13 protein-coding genes are annotated in these 18,280 nt (G+C 43.7%); 2 read left to right on the top strand and 11 right to left on the bottom strand.

Going from position 1 to position 18,280, the window contains the following annotated elements; all coding sequences use genetic code 11:
• Nucleotides 1–3 precede the first annotated feature (3 nt).
• From F902_RS08910 to F902_RS08880, 7 genes are all read right to left on the bottom strand, one after another.
• The gene (locus F902_RS08910) at nt 4–1,419 is read right to left on the bottom strand and encodes an aldehyde dehydrogenase family protein (protein WP_005202766.1); all 1,416 of its coding nucleotides are present in this window, start codon (nt 1,417–1,419) and stop codon (nt 4–6) included.
• A 204-nt stretch (nt 1,420–1,623) separates the two neighbouring features.
• Nucleotides 1,624–3,024 carry an aminotransferase gene (locus F902_RS08905; protein ID WP_004808078.1) on the bottom strand — a complete coding sequence of 467 codons (1,401 nt, stop codon included), beginning with the start codon at nt 3,022–3,024 and terminating at the stop codon, nt 1,624–1,626.
• A gap of 76 nt (nt 3,025–3,100) precedes the next feature.
• On the bottom strand, nt 3,101–4,360 hold the full coding sequence (locus F902_RS08900; RefSeq protein ID WP_005202765.1) for a Zn-dependent hydrolase: 1,260 nt from the start codon (nt 4,358–4,360) through the stop codon (nt 3,101–3,103).
• 468 nt (nt 4,361–4,828) lie between these two features.
• The gene (locus F902_RS08895) at nt 4,829–5,584 is read right to left on the bottom strand and encodes a TorF family putative porin (RefSeq protein WP_004652906.1); all 756 of its coding nucleotides are present in this window, start codon (nt 5,582–5,584) and stop codon (nt 4,829–4,831) included.
• 190 nt (nt 5,585–5,774) lie between these two features.
• Nucleotides 5,775–7,490 (bottom strand): amidohydrolase, encoded by a 1,716-nt coding sequence (locus tag F902_RS08890; RefSeq protein ID WP_017402233.1) that lies wholly within the window; start codon nt 7,488–7,490, stop codon nt 5,775–5,777.
• Between the two features lie 249 nt (nt 7,491–7,739).
• The gene (locus F902_RS08885; protein ID WP_005202759.1) at nt 7,740–9,188 is read right to left on the bottom strand and encodes an NAD-dependent succinate-semialdehyde dehydrogenase; all 1,449 of its coding nucleotides are present in this window, start codon (nt 9,186–9,188) and stop codon (nt 7,740–7,742) included.
• Complete coding sequence (locus F902_RS08880) at nt 9,185–10,495, bottom strand: 4-aminobutyrate--2-oxoglutarate transaminase (RefSeq protein ID WP_005202758.1); 1,311 nt, start codon at nt 10,493–10,495, stop codon at nt 9,185–9,187. The genes F902_RS08885 and F902_RS08880 overlap by 4 nt, the downstream gene beginning before the upstream one ends.
• A gap of 161 nt (nt 10,496–10,656) precedes the next feature.
• On the opposite strand from F902_RS08880, the gene pdxR reads away from it, so the two are divergent.
• Nucleotides 10,657–12,165 carry a MocR-like pyridoxine biosynthesis transcription factor PdxR gene (pdxR, locus tag F902_RS08875; protein ID WP_005202756.1) on the top strand — a complete coding sequence of 503 codons (1,509 nt, stop codon included), beginning with the start codon at nt 10,657–10,659 and terminating at the stop codon, nt 12,163–12,165.
• A gap of 98 nt (nt 12,166–12,263) precedes the next feature.
• On the opposite strand, the gene F902_RS08870 is transcribed toward pdxR, so the two are convergent.
• Complete coding sequence (locus F902_RS08870) at nt 12,264–12,731, bottom strand: Lrp/AsnC family transcriptional regulator (protein WP_005202754.1); 468 nt, start codon at nt 12,729–12,731, stop codon at nt 12,264–12,266.
• A 120-nt stretch (nt 12,732–12,851) separates the two neighbouring features.
• Here F902_RS08870 and F902_RS08865 point away from each other — a divergent pair, with 120 nt between their 5' ends.
• Complete coding sequence (locus F902_RS08865; protein WP_005202752.1) at nt 12,852–13,712, top strand: EamA family transporter; 861 nt, start codon at nt 12,852–12,854, stop codon at nt 13,710–13,712.
• Nucleotides 13,713–13,745: 33 nt separating this feature from the next.
• On the opposite strand, the gene F902_RS08860 is transcribed toward F902_RS08865, so the two are convergent.
• From F902_RS08860 to aptA, 3 genes are all read right to left on the bottom strand, one after another.
• Complete coding sequence (locus F902_RS08860) at nt 13,746–15,137, bottom strand: amino acid permease (RefSeq protein ID WP_005202748.1); 1,392 nt, start codon at nt 15,135–15,137, stop codon at nt 13,746–13,748.
• Between the two features lie 101 nt (nt 15,138–15,238).
• Entirely contained in the window at nt 15,239–16,801 is a 1,563-nt protein-coding gene (locus F902_RS08855) for a CoA-acylating methylmalonate-semialdehyde dehydrogenase (protein WP_005202745.1), read from the bottom strand.
• A gap of 61 nt (nt 16,802–16,862) precedes the next feature.
• Nucleotides 16,863–18,245 (bottom strand): omega-aminotransferase AptA, encoded by a 1,383-nt coding sequence (gene aptA, locus F902_RS08850; protein ID WP_171061113.1) that lies wholly within the window; start codon nt 18,243–18,245, stop codon nt 16,863–16,865.
• Between the last annotated feature and the right edge of the window lie 35 nt (nt 18,246–18,280).

The following is an 18,280-nucleotide window of genomic DNA, read 5'->3' as shown; positions in this document are numbered from 1 at the left end:
GGGTTAAATCGTAATGACGTTTTCCTCTAAATAGCTTTGAATGCCAGACTCACCGAGTTCACGCCCAATGCCACTCTTTTTAAAACCACCCCACAATGATCCTGGCTGAATCATCTGGAATGAATTGATCCAGATGTGGCCTGAACGCAAGCGTTTAGCAATTTTTTTACCGTGCTCCACAGAACCCGCCATGATGGTGGCAGCCAAACCAAATTCCGAATCATTGGCTAAGCGCACAGCCTCATCCTCGGTTGCAAAACTACGGCAACACATCACAGGACCAAAAATTTCTTCTTTCCACAGTCGACTCTCTGTAGGTACATCAATAAAAACGTGTGGCTGAATAAAGAAACCTTTGCTCGGTAAAGCAATTTGATTCAGATCAACCAATGCTTGAAGTTTTTCTTGCTGCGCAATGCCTAAGTATTCATGCACTTTATTGAATTGCTTTTGCGTGGTCATCGGCCCCATTGCGAAAGGTCCGGTAAGATCCGTGCCAAGCTGCATCGACTCTACAGCGACTTTCAGCTTTTGATAGAAAGTCTCGGCAATGGATTGATGCACCAATAAGCGTGATGTCGCAGAACACATTTGACCGCTGTTATAGAACATGCCACCCAATGCTTTATCGACTGCTTCATCTAAATCAGCATCTTCCAGAATTAAAATCGGTGATTTTCCACCGAGTTCCAAAGTCACACGTTTGACAGAAGGTGCGGCAGCCTGCATCACATGAATTCCAACTTCAGTGCTGCCCGTAAACGAGACTTTTTGCACATCCGCATGCACCACCAAATGTTGTGCTGCCACAGCATCCCCAAGAATCAGGTTAAACACCCCTTGTGGAAACTGGATTTGATCTAAAATTTCAGTAAAGGCATATTCAGGTAAAGGCACCAGTTCAGAGGGTTTAAAAACAATGCTACAACCTGCTGCTAAAGCAGGTGCAATTTTCCATGCGCTGGTGATTAACGGAAAATTCCACGGCGTAATTAATGCAACCACGCCTACAGGGTTCTGTTGATGGGTGAGTTCAGTCCCATCCTCGCATTGCGTGGTTTGACTAAACGCCATGCTCTGCACTAAATCTGCATAATAGCGATAGCACTTGATACTATTTTCAACATCCACCTGCGCTTGCTCAGATGACTTGCCATTATTTCGATGTGAAAGTTCAATCAGGCGAGTTTTCTCAGTTTCAAGCTGGTCAGCGATTTTGTTTAACCATTCTGCTCGTTGTTGAGGTGTGGTCATACTCCAAGTATCAAGCGCCTGATTCGCAGCAGCAACAGCCACATCAACATCGTGTGTAGAAGCAGCGGTATAATCTAAAATCTGCGCTTCATTATTCGGGTTGATCACTGCAATCTGTGCTGTACCTGTGGTTGCCTGCCACTTTCCATTGATATAATTCTTCATCTGCTTACTCGCCTTCAGGTGATACATCTGCTTTAAGCTTTATGATTGCCATTATTTCAGTGCAACTTAAAACGGTATCGACCTTAATTACTCAGCCATTTCGGTCCATGTCTTTTGTTTCACCTCAGCCTTTTGCGGTTGAGGATCTCAACTCACCCCTTAAGGCAAGTTGAAATTAGGGGAAATAAACACTGATTTTTCAGCTTATAGATGCCCTTCGGCTTTAAGCTCTTGAATGGTATTCTGAATTGCATGACGTAAAGTCTTCACTGCAAAATCAACTTGCTCACGGGTCAAGATCAGAGGCGGTGACAACACATTCATGTGACCAACTGGACGCACGATCAGACCTAATTTTTGACAATGATTGGCAATACGTTTTCCAACACCTACTGAACGATCGAAGAGTTCTTTGGTTTGTTTATTACGCAAGTTTTCAATACACATCATGAATTTTTTGCCACGTACTTCACCGACGATTTCAAGATCAGCCAAGGTTTTTAACTGTTCCTCAAAATAAGCGCCCATGTCTTGCACATGCTCACAAATATTTTCTTTTTCAATGATTTCAATATTTTTCAGTGCAGCAACACAGCTCACTGGATGACCTGAATAAGTAAAACCATGGGTTAACAGACCACCTTCATGGTGTGGTTTGCTGATCGCATCATAAATTTCATCAGAGATAATGGTTGCACCTAATGGCAAGTAACCTGAAGACAAGCCTTTGGCACAAGTAATGATGTCTGGAACGATGCCAAATACCGCCTCTGAAGCAAACATATGCCCCAAACGACCAAATGCAGTTACCACTTCATCAGACACATATAACACGTTGTACTTTTTACACACGGCTAAAGTCTTGGCATGGTAGCCTTCTGGTGGAACAATCACACCGCCTGCACCCATAATTGGCTCAGCAAAGAATGCGGCAACGTTATCTGGGCCTAGCTCCAAAATCGTATCTTCCAGTTCCTGCACTTTTTCATTACAGAAATCTTCCATCGATTGAGATTCAGGCTTACGGTATGGGTTCGGGCATGAAACGTGATGGACTAATTGATTGTGAATCTCAAAGCCAACATGATCAGCTTCAATCCCTGTCAACGTCATACTGATATAAGTACTGCCGTGATAAGCATCCTTACGTGCAATCAGTTTTTTCTTAGATGGCTTGCCGATTTGATAAAAATAATGATGAATCAAACGCACAGCGGTATCATTGGCAACCGAACCACCACAACCATAGAACACATGGTTTAAGTTACCCGGTGCTAACTCTGCCAGTTTGGCAGCCAACTTCGCTGCTGGCGCAGTGGTTTGATGTCCAAATGGAGAGTAATAAGGCAATTGCATAATTTGTTCAGCAACTGCATCTGCAATCTCTTTACGTCCATAGCCGACATTGACACACCATAAGCCACCGATACCATCTAGGTATTTATTGCCATGTGCATCATAGACATAGACATTTTCGCCTTTAGACATAATTAAAGAGCCTTCGTCTTTAAATGTCGAAAAATCAGTCCATGGGTGAATTACATGGTCTTTATCTTTTTGCCAGATATCTTGAATATCAATTTCTACTGGTAATTTAGAGTTCATCGTTGTCCATCCTCAATATTCGCAGTACTTCTTTTAGAAGCCTGCATTTCCTACATTTCGCTCTTGGCTATAATCGTTAAATGGTTGCTACATACGCTGATGAATCTTGCGCAGCATGTTGTTTGTCATAATTTAGAATGGCATTCAGCAAGACATCGGCACCTTGTGCAGCGTCATTCGCATAAATGTCTTCTGCTTCGTTATGGCTGAGTCCATTGATACATGGAATAAAAATCATGGTCGTTGGGCAGTGTTTAGCAATGTTAATTGCATCATGACCTGCGCCACTGACAATTGTCTGATTGCTATATCCCAAGCTGTCCACAGCATCTTGTACAGTTGCAACACAAGTGCGATCAAAATAGGTCGCTGGGCTTAACCAATGTTGTGAAATGCTGATCTCTAAATCTCGTTGTGCTGCGAGGGAATGCAATAGCTGATGCGTTGCTTGTTCCATTGCTTTGAGCTGGGCATCATCTGGATTACGTAAGTCAATGGTCCACTGGATTTGACCAGGAATGGTATTACGTGACGAATTCGCGACCTGCATTTCACCGAAGGTCACCAAACCTTCTGGGAATTGTTCCAAAATGCATTGCTCTAAAGCCACAATCATTTCAGCAGTCCCGACCATGGTGTCTTTACGCAGATTCATTGGCGTAGTGCCAGCGTGTGCAGCACGACCTTTGGTTTCAACATCCAGCCAGAGAATCGCTTGCCCACCCGTCACCACACCAATCGAAATCTCATTTTTTTCCAGTACAGGGCCTTGCTCGATATGCGCTTCGTAATAGGCTTGGAATGGACGAGCCAATGGGTAATTGCCAAGTTGTCCAGTACGCACCAGTTCCGCAAAAACGGAAACACCTTGCTTATCTGTGCTGTCATAAATTTGTTGCTTAGGAATAACACCCGCGAAAGCCGCTGAACCCATCATCGCTGGGGTAAAACGTGCACCCTCTTCATTCATCCACACTACAAGCTCAAGTGGATGTTCCGTGCTTATTTTTTCTTCAGCTAAACGCTGTAAAACTTCCATGCCCGCCAGCACGCCATAAATTCCATCAAAGCGACCGCCTTTAGGTTGTGTATCGAGATGACTCCCCATCACAATCGGTAAAGCACTTTCATTTCGACCTGCATGGCGTAAAATCAGATTTCCGACTTCATCATAATGAACTGAAAGATTGATTTTTTCTGCCCATTCCAGCAGTAAAGCTCGACCTGCAATATCTTCATCACTGAGTGCTAAACGGGTATTGCCGCCCTGATCAGTCGCACCAATTTTTGCCATCTCCATGAGCATCTGCCACAACCGTTCTGCATTCACTCTCATTGTCTTATACATCCTTTTTTAAATATCTTTTGGAGTCTTCCTCTATAGCTTCCACTTTGATAAATAATTCAAGAAAAGACGAGTACCAATTTCACCACTCTTTTAGGAACCAATTCCGTTGTTGCCAAACAGAACAGAAAAAAACATTATTTTTCAATAAAATAATATCTGTAAAAATGAATAAAATTATATTTTTTAAAGTGCTCAATTGCCTATTATTAAACCACTGTAAATCAGCTTTAAATTTGAATTGGCTCCTACCCTTATTTTTCTGTTTTATAGGTAAAACATGTTGATCCTAATGGACGAAAAATATGATGATGGCTTTATTATTTTCTCTTCTCATCATAATAAAAAAGCCTCAGGCCTACGCTGAAAAATAAGATGAGTTCATCTATATTTTCAAAATATTGGACCTAAGGCTGTTTATTTTACAGGAGCAGATTTTACAAATTGCAAAATGATCAATTAGAATGTTCTGGTCAAGCTAAACACCACAGTTGAATCGGCATTTTTCAAGGCCTTATTCACATTACCATCGGCATAATACAGATCAAAAATAAAATCCTGATAGTTAAAATCGACACCTATTTTATAATCATAAAAATGTTTCTTTTCATCAGTTGCCCACAATAATTCATAGGCCTCGTTACTTGAGAACTGGTTATAGGCAGCCTGTGCATAAGCATGCCATTTGTCAGCTACAGGATAGCGATAACCGACCTCATAACGCAGCATCTTCCCTGTTTCTAGAGTGTAGTCTGGTGAATAATAAAATGAGAGATTCAGTTGATCTTGTTGATTCAATAGCCCTGATGCAAACAACCCAATTGAATACTCCTCAAAGTCGACCCGTGGTAAGGTTTTATCTTCACCGGGGTAATTGACATCCAAATATTGTAGATTCAACTTTAAGTGATCATTGAATTGGTAATCATAGCCAAGGTAATAGTCGAACTCGACACTGCTACCGATATCGAGTTGTATATTCGAGGCAAAAAGCTGTGCGTATAAACCTGAATCATGATCTGCTCTTAAGGTCCCCTGAACGGCAGGCTTACCCTGCGTCTGGGTTGTGCCGCGCCAGTAGTATTCCGTTAGAAATGCCAGCGAACCACTCACAGCAAACTGATCTTTAAATGCTTTCGTTTCTGCGGCTTGCACATTGATTGTTGAAAATATTGCCGATGTGAAAATCCCTAGCAGCACTGTATTTTTTATCATTCACTTATTCCATTAATACATGATTATTCTTGAATTTTTATTGTCTTTAATTTTGAAATAAAACCGAGAACCAATTTAAATAAAAATATAGGAACCATTTATTTTTTAAGCAAAATGCGTTTAGCCATGATTTAAAATCAAATCACTAAAAATAAAAAAGCCCGCAGGCTTTTTTATTTCACTCAATTTATTATTTACTGTTCAGCTTGCCGTCATAAACTTTTTCTCCCGCAAACCAAGTTTGAGCCACTTTCCAGTCTTTAATGTCTTTATTTAATGGCGTTTGCAAAGCCCCTTGTAAAACCACAAAATCCGCCCATTTTCCTACACTAATACTGCCAATTTCATTGCCCCAGCCTGCGACATTGGCGGGTGCTTGGGTATAGGCATACAAGGCTTCATCTAAACTCAAGGCATTATCGCTATAACGCGTCTTGCCATTATATTCGCGGAACACGACATCACTTAACTGTAGCATTGGATTTTCAGGGGCCGTTGGCCAGTCGCTGCCCAACACCATCGACGCACCACTACTCAATAACGACTGCCAAGCATAGCTATATGGCATGCGTGCTTCACCGAGACGTGACTCCTGATAATTACCAACAATCGCATGGTCTGGCTGCATGGAAGCGACAACGCCTAATTCAGCAAAGCGAGGGATTGCCGTTTTAGTGGTGACTTCAATATGTTCAATCCGATTCAGCAGTTGGCGATGTTTCGGACTGTTTTCAATCGCATTCAATGCCATATCCACACTTTTGTCACCGATGGCATGGATCGCCACAGGAAAGCCCACGTCGTTGGCATTTTTCACGATGTCATTCAATTTTGGCTGCGAAGTAATAGGCTCGATGTTGAAATGGTGTCGATCTGCATAAGGTTCATTCAATGCTGCGGTATAGCTCATCAGCGTACCATCAACAAAATATTTCATATAACCAAAACGGAACTGCGGCCCTTTCTGCCACTGCTGCTCTTTTTGGATAAAACGTTGATTCAGTTGATCCCGTTGTTTGGCATAGCTTTGCAGTTGTGCCAGCGTTGCCTGATCTTCCCCAGCCATTAATCCAAAACGAATACGCATCGGTAACTGTTTCTGTGACTCAAGTAAAGCTGGATACACTGTAGCGAGTTCAGCCCACATATCATGTACCGAGGTTATTCCCAAGCTGTTAAAATGAGCAACAATTTTTTCAACCACTGGGATTGCGGCTTTGCCTGAGAGTAATGCTTTTGTATATTGAGGGCTTGCTAAAACCAGTTGATTGGCTGCCGTTTCTTTAAAAATTCCTGTCGGCTCACCTGTTTGTGGATCTTTAACAATCTCGCCGCCTTCTGGTGCTTTGGTATTTTTATCGATTCCCAGCAATTGCATCGCCTTGCTGTTTACCCAAACGGTATGATAATCAATATCCTGTAACACCACAGGCCGATCAGGCACAATCGCATCCAGCTCCTGACGTGTTGGCATACGATTGTCCTTCATGGCGCTGACATCCCAACGCCCACCGACCAACCACGCATCTTTCGCAAGTTCTTTATCTCGTTTGGCAATCAATTTAAACCATTCTTGCCGATCGGTGATCCCAAACAGATCCACACCTTCCCAAAGTTCCAGACCACCTAATAAATGAGTATGTGCATCGGTCAAACCAGGTAGGACTGTTTTACCTTGGGCATCAATCACCTGTGTCTTTGGACTTGCCATATTTTGAATAAAGGCATTATTACCAACAGCTAGAAACTTGCCATCTTTAATTGCAAATGCTTGTGCTTTCGGTTTGGCTGGATTTGAAGTTCGGATATCTGCATTCATCACAATGATATCCGCTTGTGGTGTTTGTGCCTGAGTCCCGAAGGTCATCATACAAACGCTGAGTCCTAAGCATAATTTCTTATTCATAAGTCCGTTATTCCATTATCCATATTTATTTTTGCACTTTTCATTGTCTGTGATTTTTCAATAAAACCGAGAACCAATTTGGTTGAAAACATAGGTACCATTTAAATAAGCATGAAAATCGAGATGCAATGGATCTCAAAAATTACCCCGCATTTTCAATACAAAAAGCACCTCATCGCTGAAGTGCTTGAATGGATAAAAAGGTCTGAAGAAAGGAGTACGCTCGTTCAGACCATTAACCGTTTTCGATTAAGAAATATCGACACACATATATTTCAGTTCCAGATATTCCTCAATCCCAAATTGCGAACCTTCACGACCTAAACCTGACTGTTTAATTCCACCAAAAGGTGCGACCTCATTGGAAATCAGCCCTGTATTCACCCCGACCATACCATATTGCAGCGCTTCACCTACGCGCCATTGACGTGCCATGTCTTGAGTAAAAATATAACTCGCCAAACCAAACTCCGTATCGTTGGCCATTGCAACTGCCTCAGCTTCATCATTGAAACGGAATAACGGCGCTAATGGACCAAAAGTTTCTTCTTTGGCAACTTTCATCTGCTGAGTGACATCTCTTAAGATGGTCGGTTCAAAGAAAGTTTTCCCCAAGGCATGCGGCTGGCCACCAACAACAATCGAAGCACCCTGAGTCACCGCATCGGCAATATGCGATTGCACTTTTTCAACTGCGTCTTGATCAATCAGTGGACCTTGTGTCACTCCTTCTTCACGTCCATCCCCGACACGAAGTTGCTGTTCAACGGCGATTTTTAAGCGCTCACAAATCTCATCATAAATCCCGTCCTGAACATAGATACGGTTGGCACAGACACAGGTTTGTCCGCTGTTACGGAACTTGCTGACCATAATGCCCTGCACTGCACGCTCAACATCTGCATCATCAAAAATAATCACAGGAGCATTGCCACCCAGCTCTAAAGAAAGCTTTTTGATGGTTGGCGCACATTGTTTCATCAAAATACGACCAACATCGGTTGAACCTGTAAAGCTGAGTTTACGCACCGTATCACTTGCACATAAAGTTTGCCCAACAGCCACCGCATCACCACTGATCAAAATAAATAAATCAGCGGGTAAGCCTGCCTGCTCTGCCAGTACCGCCAAAGCATAGGCAGTTAACGGAGTCTGTTCCGCAGGTTTGACCAACATCGAACACCCCGCAGCCAAAGCAGGTGCAATTTTTCGAGTGATCATGGCTGCTGGGAAATTCCACGGCGTAATCGCTGCGGTCACTCCAATCGCTTGTTTAAGCACAATCAAACGCTGCTGTGATTGAACAGGTGTTAACACGGAACCATCGACACGACGCGCCTGCTCTGCAAACCAACGAATGAACGAAGCAGCATAAGCAATTTCGCCACGTGCTTCTGCCAGTGATTTTCCTTGTTCTGCGGTTAAGATTTGTGCCAAAGCTTCACGCTGTTGCAAAATCAGCTGATACCACGCCAGTAGAATATCGGCACGTACCAAAGCCGTTTGCTGTTGCCATTGAGCCTGAGCGATGGCTGAACGCGTAATCGCTGCTTCAACTTCGGCTTGGTCAGATGCTTTGACCCAAGCCAAAGCTTGTCCTGTCGCCGCATCATCCACTACAAAATAATGTTCAGTTGGCGCCGCATCAAAACGAATATCTGGATGCTTTAATAGAGCCTGCAAGTTGAGATCAATCATGCTTCAGCTCCTGCGAGCTTTTGTAAGGCAGGTTGTTGCGCTGCAATTGCATCTTGAATAATCACCAGCGCTTGATTGAACTGAACCATAGGAATCGTCAATGGATATAAGAAACGAATCACATTGCCATGCTTGCCACAGGTTAAAAGTAATAAGCCCTGATCCATGGCATATTGCTGAATGGCTTTCGCCACTTCTGGTTTCGGTTGGCCCGTGACATGATCACCAAATTCAACTGCCACCATCGAACCCAATGCACGAATATCAGTTATATCGTTTGAATATTTTTGTGCCACTTTGAGCATTTCTACTAATTCATCACCGAGTACATTGGCACGTTCACATAACTGTTCATCTTCAATCACATCGATCACGGCATTGGCTGCGGCAATCGCAAGTGGGTTACCCGCATAAGTACCGCCTAAACCGCCTGGATTCGGTGCATCCATCACTTCAGCACGACCGACCACACCTGACAGAGGAAAACCACCACCCAAGCTTTTTGCCATGGTAATCAAATCTGCTTTGACTGGATAATGCTGCATCGCAAACAGTTGGCCGGTACGCGCAAAGCCAGTTTGTACTTCATCTGCAATTAACAGAATACCGTGTTCATCACAAATCTTGCGCAGTTGTTGCATAAACTCAACTGGTGCGACATTAAATCCGCCTTCACCTTGTACAGGCTCTAGTACAATTGCAGCCACATCATGTGCTGCAATATCTTCACTAAAAATTTCTTCTAGGCTAATCAAGGCATCATTCACCGAAATTCCTTTAGACGCCACTGGATAACGGGCATGGAATACGCCTGCGGTCATCACACCAAAGTCACGTTTATAAGGGGCTGTTTTGCCTGTCATGGCCATGGTCATAAAAGTACGACCGTGGAAACCACCACCAAAGGTGATAATGCCATGACGGCCCGTTGCAGCACGCGCAATCTTCACTGCATTCTCAACAGCTTCAGCACCTGTGGTAAAAAATGCTGTTTTGGCAGGACCTTCAATCGGCGCGCGGGCATTAATCCGTTCAGCCAGAGACACATAACTTTCATACGGTACAATTTGATAGGCCGTATGGGTAAATTTATTCAGTTGTTCAGCCACCGCGGCGATGACTTTTGGATGGCGATGCCCCGTATTTAAAACTGCAATTCCACCGGCAAAATCAATATATTCGTTTCCTTCCGTATCCCACAAAGTCGCATTGCTCGCACGTTCAGCATACCATTGGCACATCACGCCAACACCACGTGGCGTTGCTTGCTGTTTACGAGCATTTATTGCAATATGCTTTGCATCCATTTTGTTACCTCTATACGACAAAACAATAATCTTTTTGGGCATTTAAATTGCTTCATGGCAATGTATTGCTGAAACAAGGCTAAAATGCACTATGGGTACTTAATGTGTACCTTTTATAAGGAATAGACGAGAGCCACTTTTGGACTAAAGGAGAGAGCCAATTGCGTACCCTGTTAGGAGACTACCTGTTACAACATTTACAACAGGCCAGTGAAGGGACTTTACCCGCTCGGGTTTTTCATTGTTTAAGAGATGCCATTTTGGAAGGCATTCTTGCGCCCAATACTCGTCTTCCTGCATCACGTGATTTGGCCAATGAGCTGCACGTTTCACGTAATACCGTGCTCAATGCCTATGAGCAATTACGTGCTGAAGGTTATATTCAAGCACATACCGGTCGAGGCACTTGGGTATCAGAGACACTACCTGAAAGCTATATTCAGGTCAGTACTACACCAAGCTATGCTGCTGCAAGCACAGAAGATACAGCACGAACGCTTTCTCAGCGTGGGGAGACTTTGCTGCAACATGCAGCTGCCTCCCCCTATCAATGGGGCGCCTTTGTACCCGGTGCGCCTGATGTCACCGAATTTCCGCATGCCGAATTTAACCGGATCAAATCCCGTCTCAGTCGACAGCCTGAAATTGCCAATTTGATCTACAGCAATGCCGGAGGATGTATGGAGTTACGCCATGCATTGGCGGATTATTTGCGCATTGCCCGTTCAGTCAATTGTGAAACAGACCAGATTATTATTACCGAAGGCATCCATCAGGCGGTTGATCTGGTGTCACGCGCTTTATGTGATTTAAATGACAATGTCTGGATTGAAAATCCGGGCTATTGGGGTGCCAAGAATATTCTGCGTATCAATGGCCTCAATATTGTTCCGATGCCTGTCGATGCCGAAGGCATTATTCCAGAAGAACATCCAGCTACCCCACCGCGCCTGATTTTCGTTACCCCGTCTCATCAATATCCTTTGGGTTCGCATCTCAGTTTATCTAGACGCAGAAAATTGCTGGATTTGGCTCAACAGCATGGTAGCTGGATTATTGAAGATGACTACGACAGTGAGTTCCGTTTTTCAGGTCAGCCTTATCCATCGTTACAGGGTTTGGAAGACAATCCACCGGTCATTTATATTGGAACCTTTAGTAAAACCATTTATCCCGCCTTGCGCATTGGCTATATGGTGGTTCCAAAACAACTGGTACAGCCCTTACGAACGATTTCGGCGGAACTGTATCGAGGCGGTCACTTACTCACTCAACGTGCTTTGGCAGAATTTATTCGTGAAGGACATTATGCAGCGCATATCCGCCGGATGCGCCTGCTGTATAGTAAAAGACGGAAATTTCTGATTGAACTGATTCACCGTTATCTGGGCGATGTGTTTGTACACGAATTTAATCATGATGCAGGTCTGCATCTGGTACTCAAATTACCTGATCACGCCAATGATGTTGAAATATCTGCACTGGCACTGTCGCGCGGGGTCAATGTCCGCCCATTGTCACAATATTATTCAGGTGTCGATACCCCAATTCAATCGGGCCTATTGCTTGGATTTGCCTGTGTGCAGGAGCAAGACATGACTTTTGCCTTTAGTATCTTACGTCAATGCTTGATTGAAAATGCTGTTGAGCTTTTTCCACAGAACCGTTGATCACAGTAAAATAGCACTTGGTTTAGAAAGTCAAGGCAACACTCTTGTATGAATTCACACCTCAACCAAGTGAAACTGAATCAGCAGTTCAATCTGAACTAAAAACAAAGATCTAAACTGACTTTGACCCGATCTAAAACGATTAAGGTCCGATAGGTTTTTACATCTTGATTATCGGCAAAATGCTTTCTGACTAAGGCTTCAAAATGAGATAGATTATTGGAGAGCATAATCATAATAAAAGACACCCCGCCATTGACGAAATAACATTGCTGAATCTCGTCTACGCCAGCAAAGTATTGCTTGGCCCGATCCATCACCACGGAACGATCCTCGCTTAAACGGACCTCGATAATGGATGTGACCTTCTCTCCAAATCGCTTTGGATTCAGTACCGCACAATTCTTTTCAATAATCGCTTCCTGTTCCATTCGAACAATACGCCGTTGTACCGATGCCTGAGATAGACCAATCTGTTCCGAAATCTGCCGATGTGAAGTTTTATTATCCTGCTGCAATATTCTTAAAATTGCATAATCAAAATGATCGAGTGAAAGTTCTGCCATGAATTAATTTCTCATCTTTCTTCGATAATAGAGTGAATAACCCACAAACTTCAATCAATAAGCGCAATTTAATCATCCTTCAGGAACTAAAATCTCATGATCAAGCTCTAGGTCATCGACATGCGTGCGTCTGTTCAGAATAAACAAGAATTTGCTTTGGCTGCAGCATGCCTATCACTTGCCTCGGTACAAATTGGGGCTGCAATTGCCAAAACCCTATTTCCGATCTTTGGTGCTGAAGGAGTTGCGCTGATTCGCTTAAGTTTCTCAGCTCTATTACTTTGGATAATTTTCAAACCTTGGCGTAGCTTGCATTCCCAGATGGATTGGAAAAACCTGATCATTTATGGGTTAATTCTGAGCCTCATGAATCTTTTGATCTATAAGGCATTTTCGCATCTATCGATTGGTATTGCCATTTCAATTGAAGTCTTGGGCCCACTCACCGTTGCCATTGTCATGTCAAAACAGAAACAGGATTTACTCTGGGGTGCTTTGTCGTTTATTGGGCTGATGCTGTTACCTTTGGGTAGTAGCAATCAGAATTTCAGTTATATCGGCATGTTTTATGCGCTTGCCGCAGCATTCTGTTGGGGCATGTATATCATTTACGGTACTAAAGTCGCCAAAGGCGGCAGCAATACGGTGGCGATTGGCATGTTGGTGGCCACTCTATTTGCGCTGCCCTTTGGTATCTCTGATCTGACTCAGCTATTTCATTCTTATTGGATTTTGCTGCTCTGTGTTTTAGTGTCACTACTTTCTAGTACCCTACCGTTCCTGCTGGATATCTTTGCGATGAAAAAGCTCGAACCGAAAGTATTTGGAATTTTACTGAGCGCCTCTCCTGCAGTCAGTGCCCTTGCCGGTTGGCTGATCTTAAATGAACATCTCAATCCATATCAAATCACGGGCATTGCCATCATCATGCTCTCGTGTGCAGGTTGCTCCTATTTCGCCTATAAAAATAATAAGGCCTAAACTTTAACGCACAGGCCTTATGATGATGTGTTATCAATCTACCCGTATTGCGACGGTTCGATTACTTTTCTTCTTTCGGGTCACGATCAGTCCACAGATCACGACAATGAAGGTTACGCTCAAAGATAAAGTCGTTTCATAGCTATATTGAGGTGACAGGAACATATAACCTAGTACGCTCATAATCACGACAATCACAAACCAAGTCAGCCACGGAAATAACCACATTTTAAAAGGCACAGCAGCCCCAACTTTGTCTAATTGGGTGCGCAAACGGAGTTGTGATACTGCAATCACCAAGTAAACCACCAGTGCAATCGAACCCGTAGTTGACAGTAGGAATCCAAATACTTGCCCAGGAAATAAATAATTCACTGCACAACAAATCAATCCAATCAATGTCGATGCAAATACCGCGATGGTCGGTACACCTGCTGCATTAATTTTCGTGACCATTTTTGGGGCTTCTTGACGAGCCCCTAAAGCAAATAGCATGCGTGAAGAGGTATAGACAGCCGCATTCATACAACTCGCCACGGCAATAAATACCACAGTGTCCATAATTAACTTGGTTTGAGGAATATTTAGGCTGACCAAGACATACTGAAAGGTGCCTAATTTTTGTAAATCGGGTGAACGCCAATCAACCAAGGCAACCGCGAGGAAAATCGAAACCACGAAGAATAAGATAATCCGATACAGCACTAAATTGGTCGCTCGTTTGATTTTCTCTTCAGGATTTTTAGACTCCGCCGCAGCAATCGAAAGAATTTCAATGCCAAAGAAGGAAAATGCCGAGATCAAAATTGCCGATAGAACACCGCCCATGCCATGTGGCATAAAGCCGCCATTGGAAAAGAGATTGCCCACACCACTGACATCTTTGGCTAAAGGCCACAGTCCAAATACAGCAGATGCACCAATCACAATAAATACAAGGATCGCAATCACTTTAATCAGCGCAAACCAAAACTCAAACTCGCCAAAACTTTTGGTGCTAAAGAAGTTGGCCAAACTCAGTAAAATAATAAATGCAAAGGCGTAAATGGCACTGGATACCTGTGGAAACCAAGCATGCAGAATTTCGGCCCCTGCAATGGCTTCAATTGGAATCACCAAAACCCAGAACCACCAATACAGCCAGCCCACACTAAAACCTGCCCAAGGACCAATTGCTTTACGGGCATACGTTGAAAATGAACCTGTGTCAGGCTGTGCAACGGCCATTTCACCGAGCATACGCATGACTAAAAAAACCAGAATACTGGTAATAATATAAGCCAGTACAGCAGCGGGACCTGCTTTGGCAATTGCAGCGGATGAACCGACAAATAAACCTGCACCAATGACACCACCAATACTGATCATAGTGACATGGCGGTTCGAAAGTCCTTCACCTAATTTTGTTGTTTTTACGCTATTCATATTTTATTCCTTAAAAATACGTCTTAAAAAACCGTTAATTACATGTTTAAATTCCTATAAAAATAAAAAGGGAAAACCAATGGTCTCCCCTTGAGCAAAAATTAATTTAAAGTTGGCATGGCAAATTGTTTCGCCTCACGAATCTGTGCGGATGGCCAACGTTGGGTGATGGTTTTACGGCGGGTATAGAAACGCACGCCATCTGGCCCATAAGCATATAAATCACCAAACAGTGAACGCTTCCAGCCGCCAAAACTGTGATAGGCAACAGGTACAGGTAATGGCACATTGATCCCGACCATACCCACTTGGATATTATTGCTAAAATAACGCGCCGCTTCGCCATCGCGAGTATAAATACAGGTGCCATTGCCATATTCATGGTCGTTGATCAACTGCATGGCTTCTTGCATGCTCTCGACACGAATCACTTGTAATACCGGCCCAAAAATTTCTTGTTGATAGCTTGTCATCTCTGCTGAAATTTGATCAATCAAGGTCGGCCCGACAAAGAATCCATGTTCATAACCGACGGGTTTGGCATCACGTCCATCCACTACAATTTTAGCACCTTGTTGCTCGGCACTTTGGATATAAGCTTGTACCTTCTGTTTATGTGCTTGCGAAATGAGCGGTCCAAAGTCATTACTGGCATCGGCATAATGACCAAACTTCAATTGCTGCATTTCTTGCTTGAGCTTGGCAATCACCACATCGGCCACTTCATCGCCAATGGCCACCGCAACGGACAAGGCCATACAACGCTCACCCGATGAACCAAAGGCCGCCCCCAGTAAAGAGGTCACCACGTTATCAATATCGGCATCGGGCATAATGATGGCATGATTTTTTGCACCACCTAAGGCCTGACAGCGTTTTCCTGTCGAGGTGGCAGTCCGATAAATATATTCCGCGATTGGCGTTGATCCAACAAAGCTGATGGCTTGGATTTTAGGATGATGCAGTAAAGCATCGACGGCTTCTTTGTCACCATTGACCACATTAAACACCCCATCTGGCAAACCCGCTTGTTTCAATAATTCAGCTAGATATAATGCAGCGGATGGTGCCTTTTCCGAAGGTTTTAAAATAAAGCAATTGCCACACACAATCGCCATCGGGAACATCCACAGCGGCACCATTGCAGGGAAGTTAAAAGGGGTAATCCCTGCAACCACACCTAAAGGTTGAAACTCACTCCAAGAATCAATATCTGGACCAACATTCTTAGAATATTCGCCTTTTAAAAACTCAGGTGCACCACAGGCATATTCCACATTTTCAATGCCACGCTGCAATTCACCTTTGGCATCATGGCAAATCTTGCCATGCTCTTGCCCGATCAATTCACACAGGGTTTCAGCATTTTCTTCAAGTAATTGTTTGAACTTAAACATCACCCGCGCGCGTTTGATCACCGGTGTATCGCGCCATGCTGGGAAAGCCTGTTCTGCAATCTGCACCACCTGATTCACTAAGGCTGTATCCGCCAATGCCACTTCTTTGCTGATCTCACCTGTTGCCGGATTATAGACCGCTTGTTTTCGACTGAATTTGGTGACTAAACCACCTTGAATAAAATGCCCAATCAATTGAGGGGTTGAGGCTTGAGCTGAATCCGTATTGCTGAACGCACTGGCATTAAAATGTTCTAAATTATTCATCTGTATTCCTTGTCTCTGTGTCTTATTTTCCGTTTGCTTTTGGCGGGTAATCAGCCAAGCTTTATTTCACTTGATAAAGAGTTTCACCCACAGCATTGATCAACCTTGATAATTGCGCTTCGGTGCTATTGAACATTGGGCCAAACTGAATGGTGTCTCCACCAAAACGCACATAGAAACCGGCTTTCCACAACTTCATACCAATTTCAAATCCACGAATGGTGGCATCTCCTTCACGCGGTGCCAGTTGTAACGCACCAATCAAGCCGCAATTGCGGATATCAATCACATTCGGTGCACCTTTCAATTCATGAATCAATTTTTCAAAACTTGGGGCTAAGGCCGCAGATTGAGTAATCAGATTTTGATTTTCCAATACATCTAAAGTGGCTAAAGCTGCGGCACAGGCAACGGGGTGCCCTGAATAGGTATAGCCGTGGGTAAATTCAACCGCATGTTCAGGCAAGTCTTGTTGCATAAAGGCATCATAGATTTCGCGGCTTGCGACAACGCCACCTAATGGAACAGCACCATTGGTAATTTGTTTGGCAAAGGTCAGAAGATCAGGCGTTACATCGAAATATTCTGCTGCTGTCCATGTACCCATGCGACCAAAACCCGTAATTACTTCATCAAAGATCAGCAGGATATTGTGTTGATCACAGATTTCTCGCAGGCGTTTTAAATAACCTGTTGGCGGCACAATACAACCTGCCGAACCCGAAACAGGTTCAACAATCACTGCGGCAATATTCGATGCATCATGTAACTCAATCAGCTTGAGCATTTCTTCGGCCAGCTCAATTCCGCCTGTTTCAGCACAGCCTTTGCTAAAGCTCAGATGTGGTTGCAAGGTATGCGGTAAATGATCTACATCCATCAATTGACCGAACATTTTGCGGTTGCCACCGATACCGCCTAGGCTTGTCCCTGCCACATTGACACCATGGTAGCCACGTGCCCGCCCAATCAGCTTGGTTTTGCTCGGTTGACCTTTAATCCGCCAATAAGCTCTTGCCATTTTAATCGCAGTATCTGCTGACTCAGAACCCGAATCGGTAAAAAATACATGCTGTAGCTTTTCAGGCATGTGTTGCACAATTTTTTCAGCCAATTGAAAGGATAATGGGTGTCCAAATTGGAAAGCTGGTGAATAATCCAGTTTTGCCAATTGGCGACTCACCGCTTGCTGGATTTCAGGCAAGCTATGCCCTGCACCGCAAGTCCATAATCCTGACAATGAGTCATAAATCTCACGTCCTGCACTGTCGATCAAAGACGAACCTTTGGCAGCCACGATGATGCGTGGATCTTGATGAAAATTACGATTGGCGGTAAACGGCATCCAATGCGCTTGATAATTTAACTTCATAGCAGCGTCTGACGGACTGGCTTCCAATGCATCATCACGGTCATTTGTGGTGTCGATATCAAACATAATCACTCTTCTTGTTTTGGGTTTATGTTTGGAGTGTACAG

This window comes from Acinetobacter higginsii (genome assembly GCF_000369525.1).
Lineage (GTDB): Bacteria > Pseudomonadota > Gammaproteobacteria > Pseudomonadales > Moraxellaceae > Acinetobacter > Acinetobacter higginsii.
Note: the sequence above shows the minus strand (reverse complement) of the source record. Positions and strands in the feature narration are given on the sequence as shown.

Excerpts from the sequence above, each read along its gene's own strand:
- F902_RS08910 (WP_005202766.1), bottom strand. The coding sequence starts at position 1,419 with ATGAAGAATTATATCAATGGAAAGTGGCAGGCAACCACAGGTACAGCA.
- F902_RS08905 (WP_004808078.1), bottom strand. The coding sequence starts at position 3,024 with ATGAACTCTAAATTACCAGTAGAAATTGATATTCAAGATATCTGGCAA.
- F902_RS08900 (WP_005202765.1), bottom strand. The coding sequence starts at position 4,360 with ATGAGAGTGAATGCAGAACGGTTGTGGCAGATGCTCATGGAGATGGCA.
- F902_RS08895 (WP_004652906.1), bottom strand. The coding sequence starts at position 5,584 with ATGATAAAAAATACAGTGCTGCTAGGGATTTTCACATCGGCAATATTT.
- F902_RS08890 (WP_017402233.1), bottom strand. The coding sequence starts at position 7,490 with ATGAATAAGAAATTATGCTTAGGACTCAGCGTTTGTATGATGACCTTC.
- F902_RS08885 (WP_005202759.1), bottom strand. The coding sequence starts at position 9,188 with ATGATTGATCTCAACTTGCAGGCTCTATTAAAGCATCCAGATATTCGT.
- F902_RS08880 (WP_005202758.1), bottom strand. The coding sequence starts at position 10,495 with ATGGATGCAAAGCATATTGCAATAAATGCTCGTAAACAGCAAGCAACG.
- F902_RS08870 (WP_005202754.1), bottom strand. The coding sequence starts at position 12,731 with ATGGCAGAACTTTCACTCGATCATTTTGATTATGCAATTTTAAGAATA.
- F902_RS08865 (WP_005202752.1), top strand. The coding sequence starts at position 12,852 with ATGCGTGCGTCTGTTCAGAATAAACAAGAATTTGCTTTGGCTGCAGCA.
- F902_RS08860 (WP_005202748.1), bottom strand. The coding sequence starts at position 15,137 with ATGAATAGCGTAAAAACAACAAAATTAGGTGAAGGACTTTCGAACCGC.
- F902_RS08855 (WP_005202745.1), bottom strand. The coding sequence starts at position 16,801 with ATGAATAATTTAGAACATTTTAATGCCAGTGCGTTCAGCAATACGGAT.